The organism is Haloarcula rubripromontorii (assembly GCF_001280425.1).
Taxonomy (GTDB): Archaea; Halobacteriota; Halobacteria; order Halobacteriales; family Haloarculaceae; genus Haloarcula; species Haloarcula rubripromontorii.
Map to the genome: position 1 here is coordinate 916,706 of NZ_LIUF01000001.1, position 19,830 is coordinate 936,535.

General features: G+C 65.0%; 20 protein-coding genes. 9 read left to right on the forward strand and 11 right to left on the reverse strand.

The window, feature by feature from the left end; translation table 11 throughout:
* Positions 1-133 precede the first annotated feature (133 nt).
* Positions 134-589, forward strand: a complete 456-nt coding sequence (locus AMS69_RS04685; RefSeq protein ID WP_053966907.1) for an acyltransferase — start codon at positions 134-136, stop codon at positions 587-589.
* A 153-nt stretch (positions 590-742) separates the two neighbouring features.
* On the opposite strand, the gene AMS69_RS20520 is transcribed toward AMS69_RS04685, so the two are convergent.
* Positions 743-895 carry a DUF7331 family protein gene (locus tag AMS69_RS20520; RefSeq protein WP_170082586.1) on the reverse strand — a complete coding sequence of 51 codons (153 nt, stop codon included), beginning with the start codon at positions 893-895 and terminating at the stop codon, positions 743-745.
* Positions 896-1,185: 290 nt separating this feature from the next.
* Here AMS69_RS20520 and priL point away from each other — a divergent pair, with 290 nt between their 5' ends.
* Positions 1,186-2,262 (forward strand): DNA primase regulatory subunit PriL, encoded by a 1,077-nt coding sequence (gene priL / locus AMS69_RS04690; RefSeq protein ID WP_053966908.1) that lies wholly within the window; start codon positions 1,186-1,188, stop codon positions 2,260-2,262.
* Here priL and AMS69_RS04695 read toward each other — a convergent pair.
* On the reverse strand, positions 2,259-2,468 hold the full coding sequence (locus AMS69_RS04695) for a DUF7472 family protein (protein WP_053966909.1): 210 nt from the start codon (positions 2,466-2,468) through the stop codon (positions 2,259-2,261). The two genes, priL and AMS69_RS04695, sit on opposite strands and share 4 nt — an antisense overlap.
* A 129-nt stretch (positions 2,469-2,597) precedes the next feature.
* On the opposite strand from AMS69_RS04695, the gene AMS69_RS04700 reads away from it, so the two are divergent.
* Positions 2,598-3,245 (forward strand): SWIM zinc finger family protein, encoded by a 648-nt coding sequence (locus AMS69_RS04700; RefSeq protein WP_053966910.1) that lies wholly within the window; start codon positions 2,598-2,600, stop codon positions 3,243-3,245.
* A gap of 18 nt (positions 3,246-3,263) precedes the next feature.
* On the opposite strand, the gene hjc is transcribed toward AMS69_RS04700, so the two are convergent.
* A complete protein-coding gene (gene hjc, locus AMS69_RS04705) occupies positions 3,264-3,782 on the reverse strand; it encodes a Holliday junction resolvase Hjc (protein WP_053966911.1) in 519 nt (172 codons plus the stop codon).
* A 185-nt stretch (positions 3,783-3,967) separates the two neighbouring features.
* Here hjc and AMS69_RS04710 point away from each other — a divergent pair, with 185 nt between their 5' ends.
* Positions 3,968-4,840 (forward strand): DUF4382 domain-containing protein, encoded by an 873-nt coding sequence (locus tag AMS69_RS04710; protein WP_202904513.1) that lies wholly within the window; start codon positions 3,968-3,970, stop codon positions 4,838-4,840.
* Positions 4,841-4,850: 10 nt separating this feature from the next.
* Here the strand turns inward: AMS69_RS04710 and AMS69_RS04715 are convergent, their stop codons facing one another.
* The 4 genes from AMS69_RS04715 to nirK form a co-directional block, all read right to left on the reverse strand.
* Positions 4,851-5,462, reverse strand: a complete 612-nt coding sequence (locus tag AMS69_RS04715) for a DUF7139 domain-containing protein (protein ID WP_053966912.1) — start codon at positions 5,460-5,462, stop codon at positions 4,851-4,853.
* A 36-nt stretch (positions 5,463-5,498) separates the two neighbouring features.
* Positions 5,499-6,395 (reverse strand): alpha/beta fold hydrolase, encoded by an 897-nt coding sequence (locus AMS69_RS04720; RefSeq protein WP_053966913.1) that lies wholly within the window; start codon positions 6,393-6,395, stop codon positions 5,499-5,501.
* A 6-nt stretch (positions 6,396-6,401) separates the two neighbouring features.
* On the reverse strand, positions 6,402-7,145 hold the full coding sequence (locus tag AMS69_RS04725; RefSeq protein ID WP_004516027.1) for a DNA polymerase sliding clamp: 744 nt from the start codon (positions 7,143-7,145) through the stop codon (positions 6,402-6,404).
* Between the two features lie 155 nt (positions 7,146-7,300).
* A complete protein-coding gene (nirK, locus tag AMS69_RS04730; protein WP_053966914.1) occupies positions 7,301-8,386 on the reverse strand; it encodes a copper-containing nitrite reductase in 1,086 nt (361 codons plus the stop codon).
* A gap of 306 nt (positions 8,387-8,692) precedes the next feature.
* Here nirK and AMS69_RS04735 point away from each other — a divergent pair, with 306 nt between their 5' ends.
* On the forward strand, positions 8,693-9,484 hold the full coding sequence (locus tag AMS69_RS04735) for a 23S rRNA (uridine(2552)-2'-O)-methyltransferase (RefSeq protein WP_053966915.1): 792 nt from the start codon (positions 8,693-8,695) through the stop codon (positions 9,482-9,484).
* Between the two features lie 18 nt (positions 9,485-9,502).
* Here the strand turns inward: AMS69_RS04735 and AMS69_RS04740 are convergent, their stop codons facing one another.
* The 3 genes from AMS69_RS04740 to tatC form a co-directional block, all read right to left on the reverse strand.
* Positions 9,503-10,201, reverse strand: a complete 699-nt coding sequence (locus tag AMS69_RS04740) for a queuosine precursor transporter (protein ID WP_053966916.1) — start codon at positions 10,199-10,201, stop codon at positions 9,503-9,505.
* Positions 10,191-10,367, reverse strand: coding sequence for a ribbon-helix-helix domain-containing protein (locus tag AMS69_RS04745; protein ID WP_004516031.1), 177 nt, complete (start codon positions 10,365-10,367; stop codon positions 10,191-10,193). Before AMS69_RS04745 ends, AMS69_RS04740 begins: the two co-directional genes overlap by 11 nt.
* 598 nt (positions 10,368-10,965) lie before the next feature.
* Positions 10,966-13,161 (reverse strand): twin-arginine translocase subunit TatC, encoded by a 2,196-nt coding sequence (tatC, locus tag AMS69_RS04750; protein ID WP_053966917.1) that lies wholly within the window; start codon positions 13,159-13,161, stop codon positions 10,966-10,968.
* A gap of 104 nt (positions 13,162-13,265) precedes the next feature.
* Between tatC and AMS69_RS04755 the strand changes: the two genes are divergently transcribed.
* Both AMS69_RS04755 and AMS69_RS04760 read left to right on the forward strand, forming a co-directional pair.
* Entirely contained in the window at positions 13,266-14,891 is a 1,626-nt protein-coding gene (locus tag AMS69_RS04755) for a twin-arginine translocase subunit TatC (RefSeq protein WP_053966918.1), read from the forward strand.
* A gap of 1 nt (position 14,892) precedes the next feature.
* Complete coding sequence (locus AMS69_RS04760; RefSeq protein WP_053966919.1) at positions 14,893-15,522, forward strand: histidine phosphatase family protein; 630 nt, start codon at positions 14,893-14,895, stop codon at positions 15,520-15,522.
* A gap of 11 nt (positions 15,523-15,533) precedes the next feature.
* On the opposite strand, the gene larE is transcribed toward AMS69_RS04760, so the two are convergent.
* Entirely contained in the window at positions 15,534-16,415 is an 882-nt protein-coding gene (gene larE / locus AMS69_RS04765; RefSeq protein ID WP_053966920.1) for an ATP-dependent sacrificial sulfur transferase LarE, read from the reverse strand.
* 139 nt (positions 16,416-16,554) lie between these two features.
* Between larE and AMS69_RS04770 the strand changes: the two genes are divergently transcribed.
* Positions 16,555-18,540: a helix-hairpin-helix domain-containing protein gene (locus tag AMS69_RS04770; protein ID WP_053966921.1), complete on the forward strand. Its 1,986-nt coding sequence runs from the start codon at positions 16,555-16,557 to the stop codon at positions 18,538-18,540.
* Between the two features lie 71 nt (positions 18,541-18,611).
* Positions 18,612-19,739, forward strand: coding sequence for an ORC1-type DNA replication protein (locus AMS69_RS04775; RefSeq protein ID WP_053966922.1), 1,128 nt, complete (start codon positions 18,612-18,614; stop codon positions 19,737-19,739).
* Positions 19,740-19,830 lie beyond the last annotated feature (91 nt).

Here is a 19,830-nt window from a genome sequence, read left to right on the forward strand (position 1 = left end):
GGAGATCGAGGGCCGTGGCGTTTTCTGGTTGACGGGAGTGACCCGCGATATCCGGGCAGGCGGCTTTCGTGAGTCAGGGTACAAAACCAATCTTCGACATCACGATGATTAGTGTCCGCGCTGATGTCTCGGTATGGCTGTCCACGATACCGCGCAGATCGAGAACGCGACGCTGGGAACCGTCGAAATTCGAGAATACGTGACGATCCACGACGCCGACATAGACGACGGCGTCCAGATTTATGAGAGAGCCTCGATCAAGAAGGCGACCATCCACGGACCGACCGATGTCAACGCAAACACCTACATCGAGAACGCAACAGTCGGCGAGTCCGTCCAGATCGGACCCAACGCCTCCATCGTCGGCGTAACCCACGACCTCACCGACACAGGCATGGAGTTCCAGAACGACACGTTCGACGAGATCGTCATCGAGAACGGGGCTTTTGTCGGTGCTGGCGCGGTGGTCCTCCCCGGCGTCACGGTCGGCGAAAACGCCGTCGTCGGAGCCGGGACCACTGTAGCCGAAGACGTTCCGCCCGAGACTGTGGTCCGGAGCGCCACGGAAACGGTACGCCGCTCCCTCTGAACCGCCAAGCCAGCCGCATACAGGAGGCAGACGCCCTGTGGCGTAAATACTGCCGATAAGATGGTAGAAACCACACGGTACTGCGGATATTCCCTCGATACAGACGCAAAACCGCTTGCCACGTTGGTGTCGCCGACCGACCGCGAACTGGCGCTACTCGGTCACGTCAACGAAGACCGTCGACTGAATCCACGCAGACGGGTTCTCGGGGTCGCCGATGTGGGCGACCGTATCCGCGCCGACGTCGTACTCTTCGAACGTCGCTCTGATGCCCTCTTGTGAATCGGTGTCGTGTTCGTGCGTCATCGGTGTGTTCGTGTGTCGTTTGGCAGCTACCGCGTCGCAAGTGACTACACTGGTCCAGTTCCCCGACCGGACCGAGTGTCGTCGCCGACCCGCGTCCTTACCACACTCTGTCAATAGGGCATTGCAGGTATCTGCTTGTCTACTAGCTGTATTCACTCGCCGCCGGTCCGGGTCTATGTGTATAGCCCCACGGTCTAGCCGCCTTCGCTGCTGAATCAGATATCGAAACTCTGACACTAACTGTCCCGGTGACGGCAATTTTATTCGCTCCCATCCGAAAAGTGGTGGTAATGGAACCGCTCCACGCACGCTACCCCTTTCTGGCGCGGTCGCGGGAGGCTGTCGAAGCCGCGGCGGTGGACTTAGGCGAGATTGTCGCCACGGACGAGACGGTTACGGCGCGCGCGCTGGAGCGGGTCGAGTCGGCAATCACTGACGGGACCGTCGGAGAGCCACACCGGCGGACCCGCGTCGAACTGCTTTCGTATCCGGTCGCTCGCGTGCTCGTCTCGCTTGTCGACGTCCACATCTGTACCCGGAAGTACGCGCAGGCGGAAGCCGAGGCAGCGTACGACCGGTTCACCGAGGAGTTCGAAACGACGACGGAACTGAAATCGACCCAGCGCGAGACGCTGGATCGCACGGAACTGCTTGCGGAGTTCGACCTCGCGAGCGCTGTCAGCGACGCCGGCGACGGGTACCGCGTCGAGGTCGGCGCGTATCTCGATCTGGCGGCCGACCAGCGGGGCGACTCCTGGCGGCTGGTCAATCGGCCACTGGCCGACGGCGAGGTCAGGGTCACCGCCGAGGAACTGAACGTCCTGTTGAAGCAGGCCATCCGTCACCGGGTCACCGACGGTTTGCCGTTCAACGTCCCCGACGCCATCGCCGACGAACTGACGGCGGAAGTCGACCGCTTAGACGAAGTACTTTCGGAACTGGAACTCACCCGCGAGATCGACACCGTCGTTCCGGAACTGTTCCCGCCCTGCATGAAGTCCCTCCTCGACCGGGTCCAGAAGGGCGAGCATCTCGAACACCACTCCCGGTTTGCCATCGCGACTTTCCTTGTCGGCATCGGGATGACGACGGACGAAATCGTCGATCTGTTCCAGGTCAACCCCGGTTTCGGCGAGGAAGCCACCCGGTATCAGGTCGACCACATTCGCGGAGAGACCAGCCCCACGGAGTACTCGACGCCAGCGTGTTCGACCATGCAGTCCTACGGCGACTGTGTCAACATGGACGACCTCTGTGAGGCGATTTCTCACCCCATGGGCTACTACGAGCAGAAGTTAGACGACACCGACGAGGAGGAACTGGTCGACTGGCGTGAGGACGAGGGCGACGAAGAGGCTGACGCCTAGAACTGCTGGCGTTCGAGCCAGAGGCCGGCAGCGGTCATAAACACGACGAACAGCCCGATTGCGCCGATGAGCGCGTAGCCGCCCGTTGCCTCTACGGTTGACCCATCTAGATACATCTGTGAGACGGTAACAGTTGCGCCGACGAACAGCACGACGGCGACCGCCGAGATGACGATTTGCAGGAGCGTCTCCCGCTCGATATCCATGCTCTGCGATTTCACAGGGCTGGCAAAAAGGGTATCGAAGCGCCGGAGCCCGCTGGCCGAGCGATTTAGGAGCGTGTAGCACCTACGTTTCAACTGGACGCATTGGAACATACAGCCGCGTCCGCACCTATGACGCTCATCGAGCCAGCAGCTGACCGGCAAAGTACCGCACTTGCACCGGACCTCCGATCCCTCCCGGACCGGGCCGCCCGCGCGTGGACCGAGCGCATGGCCGTCCGGCCGCGGGCGGGCAGCACGTACGCCGTGACGACCGAAAGCGACAGCACGTACCTCGTCGACATCGCACGTCGGTCCTGCTCCTGTCCCGACAACCGCATCCGCGGCGAGCGCTGCAAACACCTCCGGCGCGTCGCCATCGAAATTACCGCACGACGGGTCGCACCGCCCGGCAAGCAACGGGCGGTCTGTGACGCCTGTGGGACCGTCACGTTCGCCGCCGCGGACGCGGAGACGCCCCATCTCTGCGGACACTGCCGGCTGGCGGCTGGCGACATCGTGCGGGACCGCGAGACGGGCGACAGACTCGTCGTTACGGCTGTCACCGACACGCCGGCCGCCGACTGGACCGTCGAGTCGACGGACGAGACAGTCGCCGATTACGACACCAACGACGGCTACCCGCCCAATGACCTCGTGGTGCTGGCCGCCTATCTCTCCGAGGCCGTCAGCGCGACCGAACCGCGAGAATACGCCTTTCCCCTGTCACGGCTCCGCCGCGTCGAAGACGCCGAACTCGTCGGCGGCGGGAGCCAGTAACCGAACGCCTGCGAACCGCTACTCCAGCATCGCTGCGGCTTCCTCCTTGTCGAGGTCGCCGCGCTCGAAGGCCGACAGCACGTCCAGCACGCTCTGGTCAGGGCCGTCGTCGCCCACCTCGTCTAGCGTGACCTTCTGAGAGTTACCCACGAACTCATCGAAGTCCGTTCCGTCGGAGAGAGCTTTCTCCTTTTTCACGCGGTAGTTGCCGCCGTCGGTCGTGTGGAGGTCCGCCGGGTGAAAGAAGTACCAGTCTTCGCGGTCGAAGCGGACGCCGATGCGGGGTTTCGCGCCGAAGTTCCGGGCGAAAAACAGCAGCGCCTCGACCTCCTCACCGGTGAGATAGATGGGGTCGCCGGCACTGGATTTCGCCTCGATAGCGTAGAACGTCTCGCCGTCGCCCGAAAGCACGTCCGGCAGTTCCCGCTCGGTCGCACTGCCGCTCGCCGGCGCGCGCATCACCGCGAATCCCGCCTCGTCGAGTGCGTTGACCAGTTCGCGCTCCCGGCGGTCGCCCTTCGCGTTCGAGTTTGCCATTATCAGGACGTGGAGCGACGGGGGTAAAACCGTTCAGATACGTCCAGACCGTTCATTCCGTTCAGCGGCGCGTACATCGTTTGACCTATCGCGGGGCATATACACCCCAGTACCCTCCCACGCGATGGAATGATTTCGCTCACAACAGCGACCGTACCGACGACGCGAACCGAGGAGTACCACCGATGAGACGCCGACGCTTCATCGCGACGGGCGCGGGCGTCGGTGTCGGCCTCCTTGCCGGCTGTTCGGGGTCCAGCGACTCCGGCAGCGACGGGACCAGTGACGATGGGACCAGCGACGACGCGACGATGGCCGACGGCGGCGCTGTCGGAGCGTTCCGGCTCCTCATCAGCGACCAGCCGGCGGCCATCGGTGACTTCGACTCCCTGAACGTCTCCTTCTCGCGGGCCCGCATCTTCCGCGCGAGCGAGGAGACGGAGGACACCGCGACCGAAACTGCCACGGCCGACCCGACTGGGACGGCCACGGCCGACTCGACCGAGGCGGAGACGACTGACCCGACCGAGACGGAGACGCCGGACGACGACGCGGACGAGGACGCCGACGGCGGCTTCGTCGTCCGCGACCTCGACGGCGCGACCGTCGATCTCACCGAAGTGGTCGGCGACAGGGCCATCGGCGTTCTCGACGGCGAACTCGAAGCGGGCCGCTACAGCAAGATCGAACTGTACGCGGAGTCCGTCGAGGGGGTCGTCGACGGCGAGTCCGTCGACGTGAAGATTCCCAGCGAGAAGCTCCAGCTCACCAAGCCCTTCGAGGTCGTTGCCGGCGAATCGGTCGAGTTCGTCTTCGATATCAATGTCGTCAAGAAGGGCAACGGCGGCTACAACCTCCTGCCGGTCATCTCGGAAAGTGGGGTTGCCGGCACGGACGTCGACGTCGAGGAGGTCGGCAACGGTGCGGATGCAGATGATACCGAGAGCAGTACCGATGACGATGAGGAGACCGAAGCCGAGACGACGGAGATTGACGAGACCGACCGCGACTCGGTGACGGAGTCGGACCGGCCCGGCAACGAAACCGCCGCCGAGTAGCGACCCCGCCTCACTCCTCGATGCGTGACTCCAGTTCCTGGATGACCTCGTCGGTCGTGCCGCCGTCGCCGCGAACCGCCTGCGTGTAGCGCCTGTATTCTTCAGGGGACACCTCAACAGTCTTGGTTTCGCCTTTGTGCGAAATCTCAAGTTTCACCGTGCCCTGTGGGTTGTTCCGTCGTCGGAAGCTCGCCATCGCGGTGAAGACGAACCAGAACGCCACGCACGCACCGATGAAGTACGCCATCGTCGTTTCGAACGCTAGCGTCTGCCCACCGACGGTCCAGTTGTAGGGATATGCCGTTTGAAACAGCCCCACACCGACCAGACAGAGGACCGCGCCGACGGCGACGCCGCTCTGTTCCCGGCGGCTTGAGGGAAGTACAGCGACGACGCTCAGGAACATTGCGGGAATGCCAAGGCCGCCCAGTGTCCCGCCGAGTTTCTCGGCAGCGTGGGGCTCAGTTGCGCCGACAACTGCCGACAGCGGCGTCGTCACCAGAAGTATTGCGACGACCACCGTCAGCGCGCCAACACACCCCAGGGTCGCACCGGCAACGACACGGCGAGGGTCACGCCCCTCCCAACGCCGGTTGCTGTACGCGTCCCCGAGGTTCTCCATACCGGCCCGTTAGCACCCGACCCACAAAACGGTACGTCAGACGCGCGTGCGACGCTGTACGGCGGTCAGTGCGTCGTCGCCAGCAGCTGTTACTGTCCCGAGATGGTCGCTGTCGACGGATTCAAACGAAGCGTCCGGAAGTCGCTGTGCGAGCGCCTTCCCCGTCGACGGGGCAACGTTGGCGTCGTTTTGTCCCTGGAACACGCTAACCGGGACCGAAATGTCTTCGAGGGCAAACGGCCATGGCTGTGAGAGCAGTCGCTGCTCGCGGATGATCCCGCTCGGACCGCGTGCCATCGACGTGAGCATATCCGCACGGACGATCCGTGCCACCTCGTCGGCTGCCAGGGCGTCCGTCTCCGGTGTCTCCTCGGCAACGAACCCGACGGCGTAAGCAGGGTCCCGGCGGACGGCAACCCATCGCTGCAGCCGGAACAGTCGCCCGAGCGCCCATGGAGCGTGCCTGGACAGTGCCCCTACGAACTGCTGGACGCGCCCTGTTGTGCCGACTGACGGCGGGCCGCTGCTGCCCAGCAACGCGAGCCGCTCTATCTCCGGCAATCGATGGCAGGCCAGCGCGAACGGGCCACCGCCGGAGAAGCCGACGGCACCAGCCGCGTCGACATCGAGGTGTGACAGGAGGTGTGCGGCGTCGTCCGGCCAGTCTTCGAGTGTGACAGAAGCGTCTTCGGAGTTCCCGATACCCGGCCGGTCCGGGGCGATGAGGCGGACGCCGCGTTCCCAGGCCGGTGCGGCAAGCAGCCGTGCGGCGACGTGTGACCCGGGGGTACCGTGACAGAAGAGGACCGGATAGCCGTCGGCGTCACCGTAGGTGGCGTAGGCTAACCGCCGCCCGTCTGGGAGGGAGAGTGTCTCCGTCTCGGCGTCGTCGGGCAGCCAGTCAGTGGCTGGGATTGGCGGCGCGGACCCCATCCGTCGTTATTCGCTCTGGATGCGCGGCGCGAGCATGTACGTGACCCGGCCCTGCCCCTCGGCGAAGCTGAAGTGCATCTTGACCGGGAACTCCTCGCCGAGTTCCATCTCGACCTCGGCGTCTTTCGGGATGGCCTTGTTCATGTTCTTCAGGTAGTCCAGCGAGAACAGCGAGTGGGCGTCACCGGGGGTGAGGTCGATGAGGTCGTCGCGGGTGAGTTCAAGGTGGACATCGTCGGTGTCGCCCTCGGCGTCGACGTAGAACAGTTCCTCGGTCGCGTCGACGCCCAGCGCGATGTGATCGCTGACCATGTCCGCTGCGGTGACCGACCGGTCGATGTCTTTCCCCTCGATGACGATGTTCGCCGAGAGGTCCAGATCCGGCAGGTCCGGTTCCTGACGGATGGAGTCGGGATCGATCAGCGCGAGGGTGTATTCGAGACCGTCGATAGAGATGTGGAGTTTCCGCGTCTCCTCGTCCAGATCGAGGTGAACGAGCTGGCCGGCGTCGGCCATGCCGGCGATGTCTTCGAGCCGGGAGAGATTGACGCCGATGAGTCCACCGTCAGTCTCGTAGGACTCGAACGCCGCCGCGTCGAGCCGCAGGTCGACCATTCCAACGTTTGCCGGGTCGACTGCCCGGATTTCCAGCCCGTCTTCTTCGAGGTGGATCTTGCACTCGTCCACCAGCACGCTCACAGAGTCGAGAGTCGCCTGGAGCGTGTCTGCGCTCACGATGGCGTTGAACATCTTGAACCGAAGTATGCCCCCATCCATTAAAAAGTCCCTCATTGAAACCGCGTGCGCGCGAGCGACCGCGGGCGGAACGGCGTTCGCGAGTGATACTGTCTGTCGGCTGATTAGAACGCGATGCGGCAGTTCGAAGCGTTACTCCGGCGACGCGCTCAGGCTTCCGGTTTGAACACGTCGGGGTTTGCCGAGCCTTCGCGGTTGATGACGGCCATCATGCCCTTGCGTGCGACCCGGGAGAGCGCGTGGTCGACCAGTTTGATGGGGCCGGGCACCTCCGCGTGCAGCGTCGCAATAGCACAGGACCCGGGCTTGACCGGCGTCGTCTGGACGAACTTGTTGGGCGGCCCGGCGATGGAGCCTTGCTGCCAGACCTCGTCCCAGACGGACCCGATGGGGTGGAAACTGGAGTCGAGGTTCGGCCCGCCGGCCACAAAGTACACGCGGGCGGTGTCGCCGACCGAGATGCTCGGCGCGCCGTATCGGTCCGGCGTGATGGCGTATTTCTCGCCGTTCATCAGAACGTAGGTCGGGTCCTCGGCCGCCATCGCCTCCATGTCGAAGTCGTGGTGCCCCTTCTCGCCGGCCTCGCCGGTGGTGTACAGCTCGTGCTGGCCGAAGTAGAACTCGTGGTCCACTTCGGGGAGCCCGTCTTTCGGCTCGACGAGGACCATCCCGAACATCCCCGAAGAGATGTGCATATCGAGGTTCGGGACGGCGCAGTGGTAGATGAACGCGCCGGGGTAGGTGGCCTTGAACCGGAACGTCTTGGTCTGGCCCGGCGTGACCATCGACGCCTCAGCACCGCCTCCGGGGCCGCGGACGGCGTGGAGGTCGATGTTGTGGGGCATCGAGTTTCCTTCCTCGTTCGTGATGGTGAGTTCGACGGTGTCGCCCCGGCGGACCCGGATCATCGGGCCGGGGATCTGATCGCCGAAGGTCATGTAGGTGTACGTGACACCCGGTTCGATTTCCGCGACTTGCTCTTTGGTGGTCATCTCCACCGACACAGTCTTTGGCTCCGACCGGTCGATGGGGTCCGGGATCGCGGTCGGGTCCGCGGCGATTCGGTCGACGTCGGTCTGCTGTGCGGCGTTCATAGCTGGCTCCTGTGGGGTCGTCTCCGCTTCGGTCGATTGTTCTTTTGCGCCCGGTGCGCTGGCACAGCCCGCAAGCGCGGCCGTGCCGACGCCCAGGGCCTCTAACACCCGCCTCCGCGTCGCCGTCGGAATAGTTGACATCGGGGGGTCACTTCCTACAGATGGGACTCTGTGCGTAAGCGGTATATACTGAGATGCGCAATCTCAGCCGCTGAGACGTGTTCTTGCTCGGTAAGAACGGCACTGAACGTGTTCGGGTAGGTGGTAATGTAGTCCCGGAAACTGTCGGCATTCCGGTTCTCTTCGGGGCAACTGAGAGCGGCCGGCGTGCAGTGGTGACCGGAAACGCCGAGTCGGCATCCATTTGAGCGCTGACCGCGTCCGTGGTACTATGACTGTGATTTCGCCATCTTTCGGCGGTCGGGACGCACGCGGTGTGTGGTAACCATGTCGGGCAAAGACGACTACTACAACAGAGCGAAGCAGGAGGGGTATCGCGCGCGGTCAGCCTACAAGCTCCAGCAGCTAGACGACACAGCCGGCCTCCTCGGCGAGGGACGGACCGTCGTTGACCTCGGCGCTGCGCCCGGCGGCTGGATGCAGGTCGCGGCCGAGCGCATCGGCGAGCGCGGGACGCTGGTCGGTGTCGACCGCCAGACCATCGACGATCTGGAGGGCCCCGAACCGACCGTCGAGTACGTCCGCGGCGATATGACCGAGGACGGCACGAAAGACGAAATCCGCGAAATAGTCGGCGAGAGCGACGGCAGCGGCGGTCCGGTCGACGTGGTCATCTCTGATATGGCCCCGAACATGACCGGGCAGTACGACCTCGACCACGCCCGGTCGGTCCATCTGGTCCGGCAGGCTTTCGAGGTGGCGACGGACCTGCTCGACGCTGGCGGGGACTTCTGTGCGAAGGTGTTCGACGGTCAGGACCTCGACGCCCTCATCGCCGACATCGAACCGGAGTTCGAGTACGTCCGCGAGGTCCGCCCCGACGCCTCGCGGGATTCCTCTTCGGAGCTGTATCTGGTGGCGAAACACCGCCTGACTGGGCCGGTCCGCGAGGGGGATATCGTCGAAGTCACTATCGACGACATCGGGGAAGAGGGCGACGGTATCGCAAAGGTCGAGAACTTCACCGTGTTCGTCAGCGGCGTCGAAGAGGGCGAAACAGTCGAGGTCCGAATCGACGACGTGAAGCCCCGGTACGCGTTCGCCGAACCGGTCGAATAAGCCGCTTGCAGTCGTTTTTCAGTCGGCGCTCGCTGGGGTCGTAACAACGTCGTTTCGGCGAGCGAAGCCGACGACAGCGTAGACGAACGGCGTATCGAGGACGGCGATAGCGAGCTTCAGCAGGTACTGGCCGACGATGAGTGCCAGCGCCTCGGCCGGCGGGACGCCCTGAAACAGGATGAAGCCGACACCGATGAAGATGACCGTATCGATAAGCTGGCTAGTGGCTGTCGAACCGATGTTGCGGAGCCAGAGCTTCTCGCCGTCCGTTCGGTCCCTGAGCCAGTGGAAGACGAACACGTCCCAGTTCTGGCTCACGACGTAGGCCGACAGGCTGGCGACGACGATGGCCGTGCTGGCCCCGAGGACGTTACGGAACGCCGCGAGGTCGACCGGCTGTGCCGCCTGCGGGAGGCCGGGCGCGAAGATGGTACTCCAGACCAGCGCCAGCAGGACGAAGTTCATCGCGAACCCGACGTTGACGACGACCGTCGCAGCCCGCCGGCCGTACAGTTCTGCGTAGCAGTCGGAAGCGAAGAACGTCAGCGCGTATGCCAGTGCCGCTCCGGGCAGGACAAGCGTCGACCCGGCAAGCGGGAGCGAGAACGGCAGCGAGAACGCGAGCAGCTTCGAGGCGGTCACTTGCGAGGTGACCAGCGCTGTCACGAACAGCGCGACGAGGCCGACGCGAACCGCCTCTGACCGCTCACTGCTCATCGTCGAGTCGTCCCTGCCGTTCATCGATGTCGTCGAGCATGTCAAGCGTCTTTCGCACCGAAGCGCGGATAGCCTCGCTCCGATTGACGAACTTCCCGTCTTCGCCGACGTGCTTGTCGATGTCGTTCAGTAGTTCGGCCGGGACTTCGACGCTTATCTTGGGCATATCTGGAGAATATATTGAGCATATGCTTAGCCACTGCGGTTTGCCGACCGGGCGTATCGCCCTCGATGGACGGTATATGCCGAGACAACTATCCGATATGTTCTATTCCGTTATTTAATCTCTGAAACGTTTCCAGATTGAAACGACGTACAGTACTCGGCAGTGTCCTGCTGGCACTCGGGAGTGCGGGCTGTCGCAGTGAGAACAGTGCCGAACAAGACGATACGCGACCGAACGTCGCAGTGGGACAGACGCGCAGTTGACGACCGCGGAACGGACAGCGACCCCCACATCTGCCGGTGAGAACACGATCCGCTTGGGCGTTGACGAGCAAAACCACGTCGCGCCAGACAGTAGCGCTATTCAGTCCGGAGAGGGCGTCCACTTGCAGGCAGTTTCCGGAAACCACGAAATCTACTGCACGCACGACAGGCCGGACGGGGGCAAAGCCTGGGGCTTCAGGCTAGAAGATGAGGAGTCTCGGGGGCTTGTCATCGAGGGTACGGGCCGTTACGAGTATCACTACGCGTTCCGCGACCGGGACGGCGGCACAATAATCGTCGAACAACGGTCTACGTGTCGCCGCTACGAACAGCTATCAGTCGGCGGGTTCGCTGCGGCGGTTCGCCGACCGCCGGCCGCCGAGTGTGTACACCCAGAGGATGCCGAGGCCGAGCATGTACGCAAGCGCCGTCGGGATGCCGACGAGGAACATCGTGAAGATGCCGCTGGGCGAGAGAATCGCCGAGAGGGCGACGATGCCGATGACGACCTCGCGCCAGCGCTCGTACATCAGGTGGAATGGGATGATACCGCCCTTGTGGAACAGGAACATCGTCACCGGAATCTCGGCGAGCAGGCCGATACCGATGGTGAGGAAGAACACGAGCCAGCCGAACTTGCTCACGCGGTAAGCGATGACCATGTTCGAGTTCAGCTGGTCGTAGGCGATCCAGGAGATGGTCATCGGGGCCACGTAGAGGAACCCGAGCAGGCTCCCGCCGATGAGCGCGGCGAACAGCGTCCCGCCCCAGATGCCCAGGATGTTGCGGTTGCCGATGACCAGGCCCCGTTCGCGCATCGCCGGCCACGCGAAGTACAGCACCACGGGAATGACCGAGACGGCCCCGAGTATCGTCGAGAACTTGACGATGAACACGAGGTGCTCGACGGGGTGGAGCGTGACGATGCTCACGTCGGCGGCCATCTCTGGCGGGAGTCGGCTGACGAACGTCCGCTGAATCGTTCCGATGCCGCCCTGATAGAGGAACAGGAACGCGGCGGCGAGTACCGCGCCGAAGATGCCCAGAATCACGAACGCCCGGGAAGCCAAGGCGCTGAGGATGAACTGGATGTCGTAGTAGTACCCGCCGATCTCGTCTTCGGTGGTCTCGTCCTCGGTGAAGGCGTCGACCATGCCGGCGGTCGTCGAGGTGAACACGCCCGCTTCCTCCTCCGCCTCCGCTTCAGCGGTCCCGTCCGCGGCATCACCGCTCTCGCCCTCGGCGTCGTCTTCGTGGGCCATGTCCCAGCGGTCGAGGACGGCCTGCGCTTTCTCCTTGTTGTCGTCTGCAAGAGCGCGGTCGGCGTGCGCAAGCGCCTCGTCCTCGCTCATTTCCTCGAACACTTCGGGCGGTGCGACCTCGACGGCTGAGGCGTTGAGTTCGCCGATGTCGATGGCCGTCGGGTCGCCGACCTGCCCGGGACCGGCCTTCTCCGAGAGCGCGGTCAGGACGTGGTAGTACAGGACGACGACAGCACCGATGACGCCGAACCCGACGGCGAGAAGTACTGCTGTACTCTCGACCGGGAGTCCGAACAGCGCCGGCGGCTGAATGTCACCGGTGAGCCGGTCGGATGGGAACAGTTCAGCGAACTGCTGGATGTACTGGAACGCCGGCGTCGCCAGGCCGTAGTACACCACACCGCCGCCAAGCACTGCACCGCCGAGAATCGTGTTCCAGTGCTCTCGGGCGACGGCACTGGTACTGACGAGGTCACCGGAGCGTCTGACCAACATTGCAAGCTTCGCCAGCGCGAGGCTGATACCGTAGAGACCACACAGCGGCGCGGCCCACATAATCTGGGTGAAGGGGTCCGGCGGCGAGAACAGCGCCCCGAAGGCGAAAATCCCCATCACCGCGTAGCGCCACTTGTCCCGGAACGTCTCGTAGGGAACGATTTCGGTGTAGGAAAGCACCGTCATCACGAGGGGCAACTGGGCGGCGAGTCCGAAGGAGACGGCCAGCAGGAAGACGAACTGGAACCACTTGACGATGGAGTACTGCGGGGTGAAGCCGGCCTTGAACGCGTCCCCGGCGAGGAAGTTGAACATCAGCGGGAAGAACAGCTCGTAGGCGTAGGCGACACCGCCGAAAAACAGCCCCAGGCTGATCGTGACGAACAGCGCGCCTTTCCAGGTCGGGATGTGCTCGGCCGGCCACCAGCCCCGCTGGCGGAGCCCGTCGCGGCCGAAGTAGATCAAAAGCGGCAGCGACAGCAAAATCCCGATGACGGCCCCGATTTTCACCTGCAGGAGGATGACGTCGAACGGCGTGACCGCGACGATGCTCGTGGCCTCCTGCGTGGTGAGGTCCATCTGCGAGTACAGGAGATCGGCGCGCAGCGTGTCCCAGACGCCGTACTGCAGTCCCATGATCGTGCCGATCATCCCGATGACGAAGACGATGAACACCTTCTGGAGGTGCACCTGCGCCGAGCGAAGCATCGCGCCGAGCGTCGCCCGTCCGCTCTGAACCGTCTGGACGGTGTCCTCGTCGATAGCACTCGCCATCTTCTCTGTGCCTAGCCCAGTGGGCGTTATCAATTTATTCATCCCGGTGACAGCCACTGCTCGAAAAGAAAGTTTACAACACCCACCGTCTAAGCCCGGGACAGATGGAGGACGGTGACGCAGACGACGAGCGGCGCAGGCCCGATGAGCCGCCACTACCGTCCGATACCGAGTCCGACGATTCGTCGCCCCCGACTGACCCCGTGGCCGAAGCCGATGCTAATCGGGAGACGGACGACGTGACGGGTCCTGGCCCCGCGCCGGCCGGCGGCGACGAGGACACTGTCGGCTCGCACGCCGCGCCGACCGAAGCCGAATCCAGCGATGGGCTGTTCGACCGAGATGCGTCGGATATCGCCGCCGCTGTCCCGGCGGACGTGCCGACCGACTGGGGCAAGTCCACGCCCTCGCCGGCCGGTGCTGGCGGCAGCGCCACGCCGACGCACGGGGCTGGCTCGACCCCGTCCAGCTACGATCCAGACGCCGATATCGTCGACGAGGGCGCACCCGACGACGAGGAGATGCCGCTGGCCGACCACGTCGAGGAGATGGCGATGCGGCTGTTCGTCGTCGTTGGCGTGATGGCCGTCGTCGCCGTCATCGCCCTGCCGTACTCCGATGAACTCATCAACTTCCTGTGGTACTCATTCCTTGACGGCCCAGCCGAGGCCTGCGGGCAGGTTGCGACGAATGCCGACGGCAGTGTCGTCGATGGCGCTGACTGTCCGAACGTGTACAACCCGCTCGCGCTCATTCTGGCGCGTCTCAAGGTCTCCTCGTTAGTCGGCTTTATTGTCGCCTTGCCGGTATTCGTCTACCAGACGTACCTGTTCATGCGGCCGGGGCTGTACCCCCGCGAGCGGCGCTACTATCTGGCCGCGGTCCCGACCAGTCTGGTCCTCGCCGCGGTCGGCGTCGGCTTCGCGTACTTCGCCGTCCTGCGGGCGATGTTCGACTACTTCATCACCTACTCCGACCGCGCGGCCGACCTCGCCTTCGGCCTGAGCGAGACGTTCAACCTCATCATCCTGATGCTCGGGCTGTTCGCGCTCATTTTCCAGATTCCGCTGTTCGTGATGCTCGCGGTGATGATGGGCGTGACGACCCGCCAGTGGCTCCAGGACCGGCGGCTGTACTTCTGGGGCGGGTTCGCCGCCGTGGCGTTCCTGTTCAGCCCCGACCCGACCGGGATGGCTCCGCTCATGGTCGCTGTGACGATGATCGGCCTGTTCGAGGGCACCCTGCTGCTCCTTCGCTGGACCGGCAGCACGTCGCCGGTGCCGACCGCCGACGACCTCGCCGCTCGCCGTCCGGTCGCGTGGCTGACCGCCGGTATCGCCGGCTACGTCCTCAGCCCCGCGCCGGTCCCGACGGGCTACTACGAGCAATTGCCAGCCACCGTGACTGAGACGCTCGCAGCTGTTGGCCTCGGGAACGCCACGCCGATGCTCGTCGGCGGCGGGATGATTGTCCTGTTTGAGGCGCTGGCGTACGTGAACAAGAACTACTACGGCTCCGTGCGGCTCTGGCGGGGCTTCCGGGCCGCCCGCCTGCCAGTGTGGGCTGTCGCCATCGTCGCCGGCTATCTCGGCAGTCCCGACCCGACGCTGTTCCGCCTCGTGAACCAGTTCAGCCTCCCACGAAACGCCGCAATCGCCGTCGCCGGCGGCCTTGTCCTCCTCTACGAGGGGACCATCGCCGTCGCGCGCTGGCGAAACCGGGGTGAATAAGATGGGAACCCTACTTGTCGCCCGGCACGGCGAGACAACGTGGAACCGCGACGGGCGCATCCAGGGGTGGGCCCCGAGCCGGCTGACCGACAGGGGACAGAAGCAGGCTACGGCGCTCGGTACATGGCTCGACGACCGCTACGACGTGGACCGCGTCCTCGCCTCGGACCTCCGGCGCACCCGCGAGACGGCCGCGGCGGCCGACGACGGCTACGGCGGCCTGCCCGACCGCGCGTTCGACACCGACTGGCGCGAGCGCGGCTTCGGAATCATGCAGGGCCTGTACGCCGACGAACTGCTCGATGAGTTTCCCGACCACGACCCGGACGCAAGCGTCATCTCGCTCGATGCGGCCCCAGAGGGGGGCGAGGGCATCCCGACCTTCCGCGGACGGGTCGAATCGGGGTGGGACCGAGCGATTGCGACCACCGACACGGGCGAGACGACGCTCGTGGTCACCCACGGCGGCGTCATCAAAGTCCTGCTGGCGAAGCTCACGGACAGCGACCCGGACGCGGCGCTGGCAAAGAGTTCACAGCCGAACTGCGCCGTCAACGAGATTCGGCTCGATGGGGACAGCCCCGAACTGGTCAACGAGGAGATGACCGGCTGGCGGACGTTCCTGGACTGAGCGGGCGTCTTTCAGTCGACGGACGGATAATCGGCGTCAAAGACGTTGCTGACCACGTCCTCAGTCTCTTCTTCGGCTGGCTCCTCCGTTTCCGGGCTCACACTACCGGTTTCGTATCCGTGGAGATCAAGCGTCACGTGGTCGAAGCCGCAGTCCTCGATGTGGTCACGGGCGGTGCGAACGAAGTCGGGGTCAAGTGCGGTTTCGAGTTCCGCTTCGCCGACCTCGATGCGGGCGAGGCCGTCGTGGTCGCGCACGCGGAACTGCTCGAAGCCCCACGTCCGGAGGAGTCGCTCGGCCTTCTCGACGCGGGAGAGCCGTTCCTCGGTGACTTCGAGGCCCGTCGGAATCCGCGAGGAGAGACAGGCCATCGAGGGCTTGTCGGCCACGGAGAGATCGTATTCGCGGGCGATCTCCCGGACCTCGGACTTCTCGATATTGTGTTCCAGCAGCGGCGAGTAGGCGTCCAGTTCCTCGACGGCGCGCAGGCCGGGGCGGTGCCCCTCGCCAACGTCGGAGGCGTTCGTGCCGTCACACACCACGTCGATGCCGAGTTCGCGAGCGCGGTCGTACATCGCACCCAGCCGCATCGACCGGCAGTGGTAACACCGCATGTCGTCGTTCTGGATGAACTCCTCGCTGTCGAGTTCGGAGAACTCCACGATCTCGTGGCGGATGCCGATCTCCTCGGCGACGCGGGTGGCGTCCGTCAACTCGGCAGCGGGCAGCGTCTCGGACTTGGCGGTACAGGCGATGGCGTCGTCGCCGAGGGCATCGTGGGCCAGCGCGGCGACGACACTCGAATCGACACCACCGGAGAAGGCGATGAGCACGCCGTCTCGCGACTTGAGGTCTTCGCGGGCGGCCGCTAGCTTCTCCGAAACAGCAGACATGGAACGTCTTTCTCGGTGGAGCGCAAAAACGCCTTCGCGTTCGGTGTTCGACTGACTGAGCCGGGGCGGTTGACCGCTCCGCTGCTTCCGGAGCCGCTGGCAACGGGTTTTTTCTCGCTGGCGTCGAATGGGCGGGCAGATGGAGCTCGAATCGGTTCCGGGCGTCGGGGCGAAAACAGCCGCGGCGCTCCGGGAATTAGACGACCCGGAGGCGGCACTCCGGGACGGCGACGTGGCGTCGCTCGCACGCGCACCGGGCATCAGCGAGGGCCGGGCCGCCCGCATCGCTCGCGGCGCGATTCGGGCCGAACACGACGACCCCGGTGGGTTCGCCGCGACGAAACGCGCCCGGGAAATCCACGAGGACGCGCTGGCGCTGCTGACCGACCGGACGGTGACTGACTACGCCGCGAAGCGACTGGCGACGATCTATCCCAGCGGCGTCCGGAGCCGTATCGAGGAGGTCCGTGCCTTCGCCGAGGCGGCGATGGAGCGAGAACCCGACGCAGCGGTTCTGGACGCCCTGTCGGCCGTCGAACCGCTGGCCGAACCCGGCGACGTGCAGGTGCGGGACCGGTGTCTGGCGACCCGCGACGCCGAGCGCTACGCCGACGCGCAGGCCGCGATTCCGGAGGTCAGCGTCGAGGTCGTCGACGACGCCCGTCAGCTGGCCGAGCTTGCCCGGTCGTACTCGACCGTCGTCGCGCTCGACGAAGCCTTCGCCGGCGTCGACATCGAGGGCGACGTGCGGGTGGAACCGGACGCGCTCGAAGAGCCCGCGTCCGTCGTCCCCGAACGCGTGCTCACTTTCTTCGCCCGCAATCGCGACCGGATACGGGCCGCCGCAGAGGTCCACCGCGTTGCCGACCTCGATGCGCCGTGTGACCTGGACACGCTCCTGTCGGCGCTGGACCAACTCGACGAGGACGGGAGCGTCAGCGGTGACGAGGAGCTTGACCGGCTCGCCACCGCCGTCGACGACCTCGACGCAGCGGTGTCAACCGCCGAGAGCGTCGCCAACGACCACCTTAGGGAAGCTATCGAAGAGCAGGACGTGACCATCGAGGGGACGGACCTGCTGTCGCTGGTCGAGCGGGGCGCGGGCGTGGACTCGCTCCTGCAGCGCGAACTGGCCGACGAGTACGCCGCGGCTGTCGAGAAGGCCCGCGACCACCTCGTCGACGCGCTGGCGCTCCGGGACATGGAGGCGACGGCGCGCCGGGCGTTCCCCGACGAACCGGCCTACCCCGTCGAACACAGCGAGGACGTCGTCGCCCGCCTCCGCGAGGAACTGACCGCCGCGCGCGACCAGCGCGCCACCCGCCGGAAGCGGGCGCTCGCAGACGACCTCGCAGAGATGCGCGAGGATGCCGCGGCGCTGGTCGACGCGGCGCTGGAACTCGACGTGGAACTGGCAATCGCCCGCTTCGCCGCGGACTTCGACTGCACGATGCCCGACCTCACGGAATCCGAGGGGGTCGCCATCGAGGGCGGGCGCTCGCCGCTGCTCGACGTGCCCTTCGACGAAGTCGAACCGGTCGACTACGCCGTCGAGGGTGTGACGGTCCTCTCGGGGGTCAACAGCGGCGGGAAGACCTCGACGCTGGACCTCGTCGCGCTGGTGACGACGCTGGCCCACATGGGCCTGCCCGTCCCCGCGGAGTCGGCCCGCGTCGGCCGCGTCTCGGAACTCCACTACCATGCCAAGACGCAGGGCACGCTCGACGCCGGCGCGTTCGAGGCGACGCTCCGGGAGTTCGGCGGGCTCGTGACGGACGTGAGCGCCGACCGGCCGGTGATGGTGCTCGTCGACGAACTCGAATCCATCACCGAACCCGGCGCGGCGGCGACCATCATCGCCGGTATCCTCGAATCCCTGAGCGAGCGCGAGGCGACGGCCGTCTTCGTCTCCCACCTCGCCGAGGACATCCGCGACGCGGCCGAGTCCGACCTCGCCGTCGACGGCATCGAGGCGGAGGGGCTGGTCGACGGCGAACTCCGGGTGAACCGCTCGCCGGTCAAGGGCAAACTCGCCCGGTCGACCCCGGAACTCATCGTCGAGAAACTCGCCGACGACGGCGACGACGACGGCTTCTACGGTGACCTCCTCTCGAAGTTCGAGTAGCGACCGCGTCCTGTCACTGCTCGTGAACCTGTGGCAAATGGTTAAGTGCGCCGCGAAGCTCGGTGAAAGTGATGAGCGACGACCCCGAGGACCGGATGCTCGGCTGGGACGAGTCCGTCTTTCGGGACGAACACGTCTTCGAAATCGACTGGCTCCCGGAGACGTTCAAACACCGGGACACCCAGATGGAGACGCTGAAGTACGCGCTCCGGCCGGCCGTCCGGGGGTCGCGCCCGCTCAACGTCATCGCCCGCGGGCCGCCGGGGACGGGGAAGACGACGGCGGTCCAGATTCTGTTCGACGAACTCACCGCCCAGACGGAGGTAAAGACCGTCCGGGTGAACTGCCAGATGGACTCGACGCGCTACGCCGTCTTCTCGCGGCTGTTCGCCGAGATATTCGACTACGAGCCGCCGTCCTCGGGTATCTCCTTCAAGAAACTGTTCTCCCAGATTACCGACAAGCTCGTCGAGGAAGACGAGGTGCTCGTCGTCGCCCTGGACGACGTGAACTACCTGTTCTACGAGAGCGAGGCCAGCGACACGCTGTACTCGCTGCTGCGCGCCCACGAGGCCCACTCGGGCGCGAAAATCGGCGTCATCTGCGTCTCCTCGGACCTCGAACTCGACGTCATCGACGCGCTCGATACCCGCGTCCAGTCCGTGTTCCGCCCCGAGGAAGTGTACTTCAACACCTACGGCCAGGCCGAAATCGCGGACATCCTCGGCGAGCGCGTCGAGCGGGGGTTCAACGAGGGCGTCGTCGGCCCCACAGTGCTTGACCGTGTCGCCGAACTGACCGAGGAACAGGGCGGTGACCTCCGGGTCGGTATCGACCTCCTCCGCCGGGCCGGAATGAACGCCGAACGGCGCGCTTCCCGCTCCGTCGAAACCGAGGACGTCGAGGCGGCGTACGACAAGTCCAAGTACGTCCACCTCTCCCGCCGGCTGCGGGAACTGTCCGATTCCGAGACCGCGCTCGTGGAGGTCATCGCCGCCCACGACGGCCAGCAGGCCGGCGACATCTACGACGCCTTCTCCGAGCAGACGGATCTGGGCTACACTCGCTATTCCGAGATTATCAACAAGCTCGACCAGCTCGACATCATCGATGCCGACTACACAAACGTCGAGGGACGGGGCCGCTCGCGGGAGCTGACGCTCAACTACGACGCCGACGCGGTGCTGGAGCGGTTGTAATACGATATATCACATTGTACACTCTTGTAAACAGCCGTTGCCGTACCGTCACGACGATTGCGTCTCTGGCTCTCCATGAACAGATTCAGTA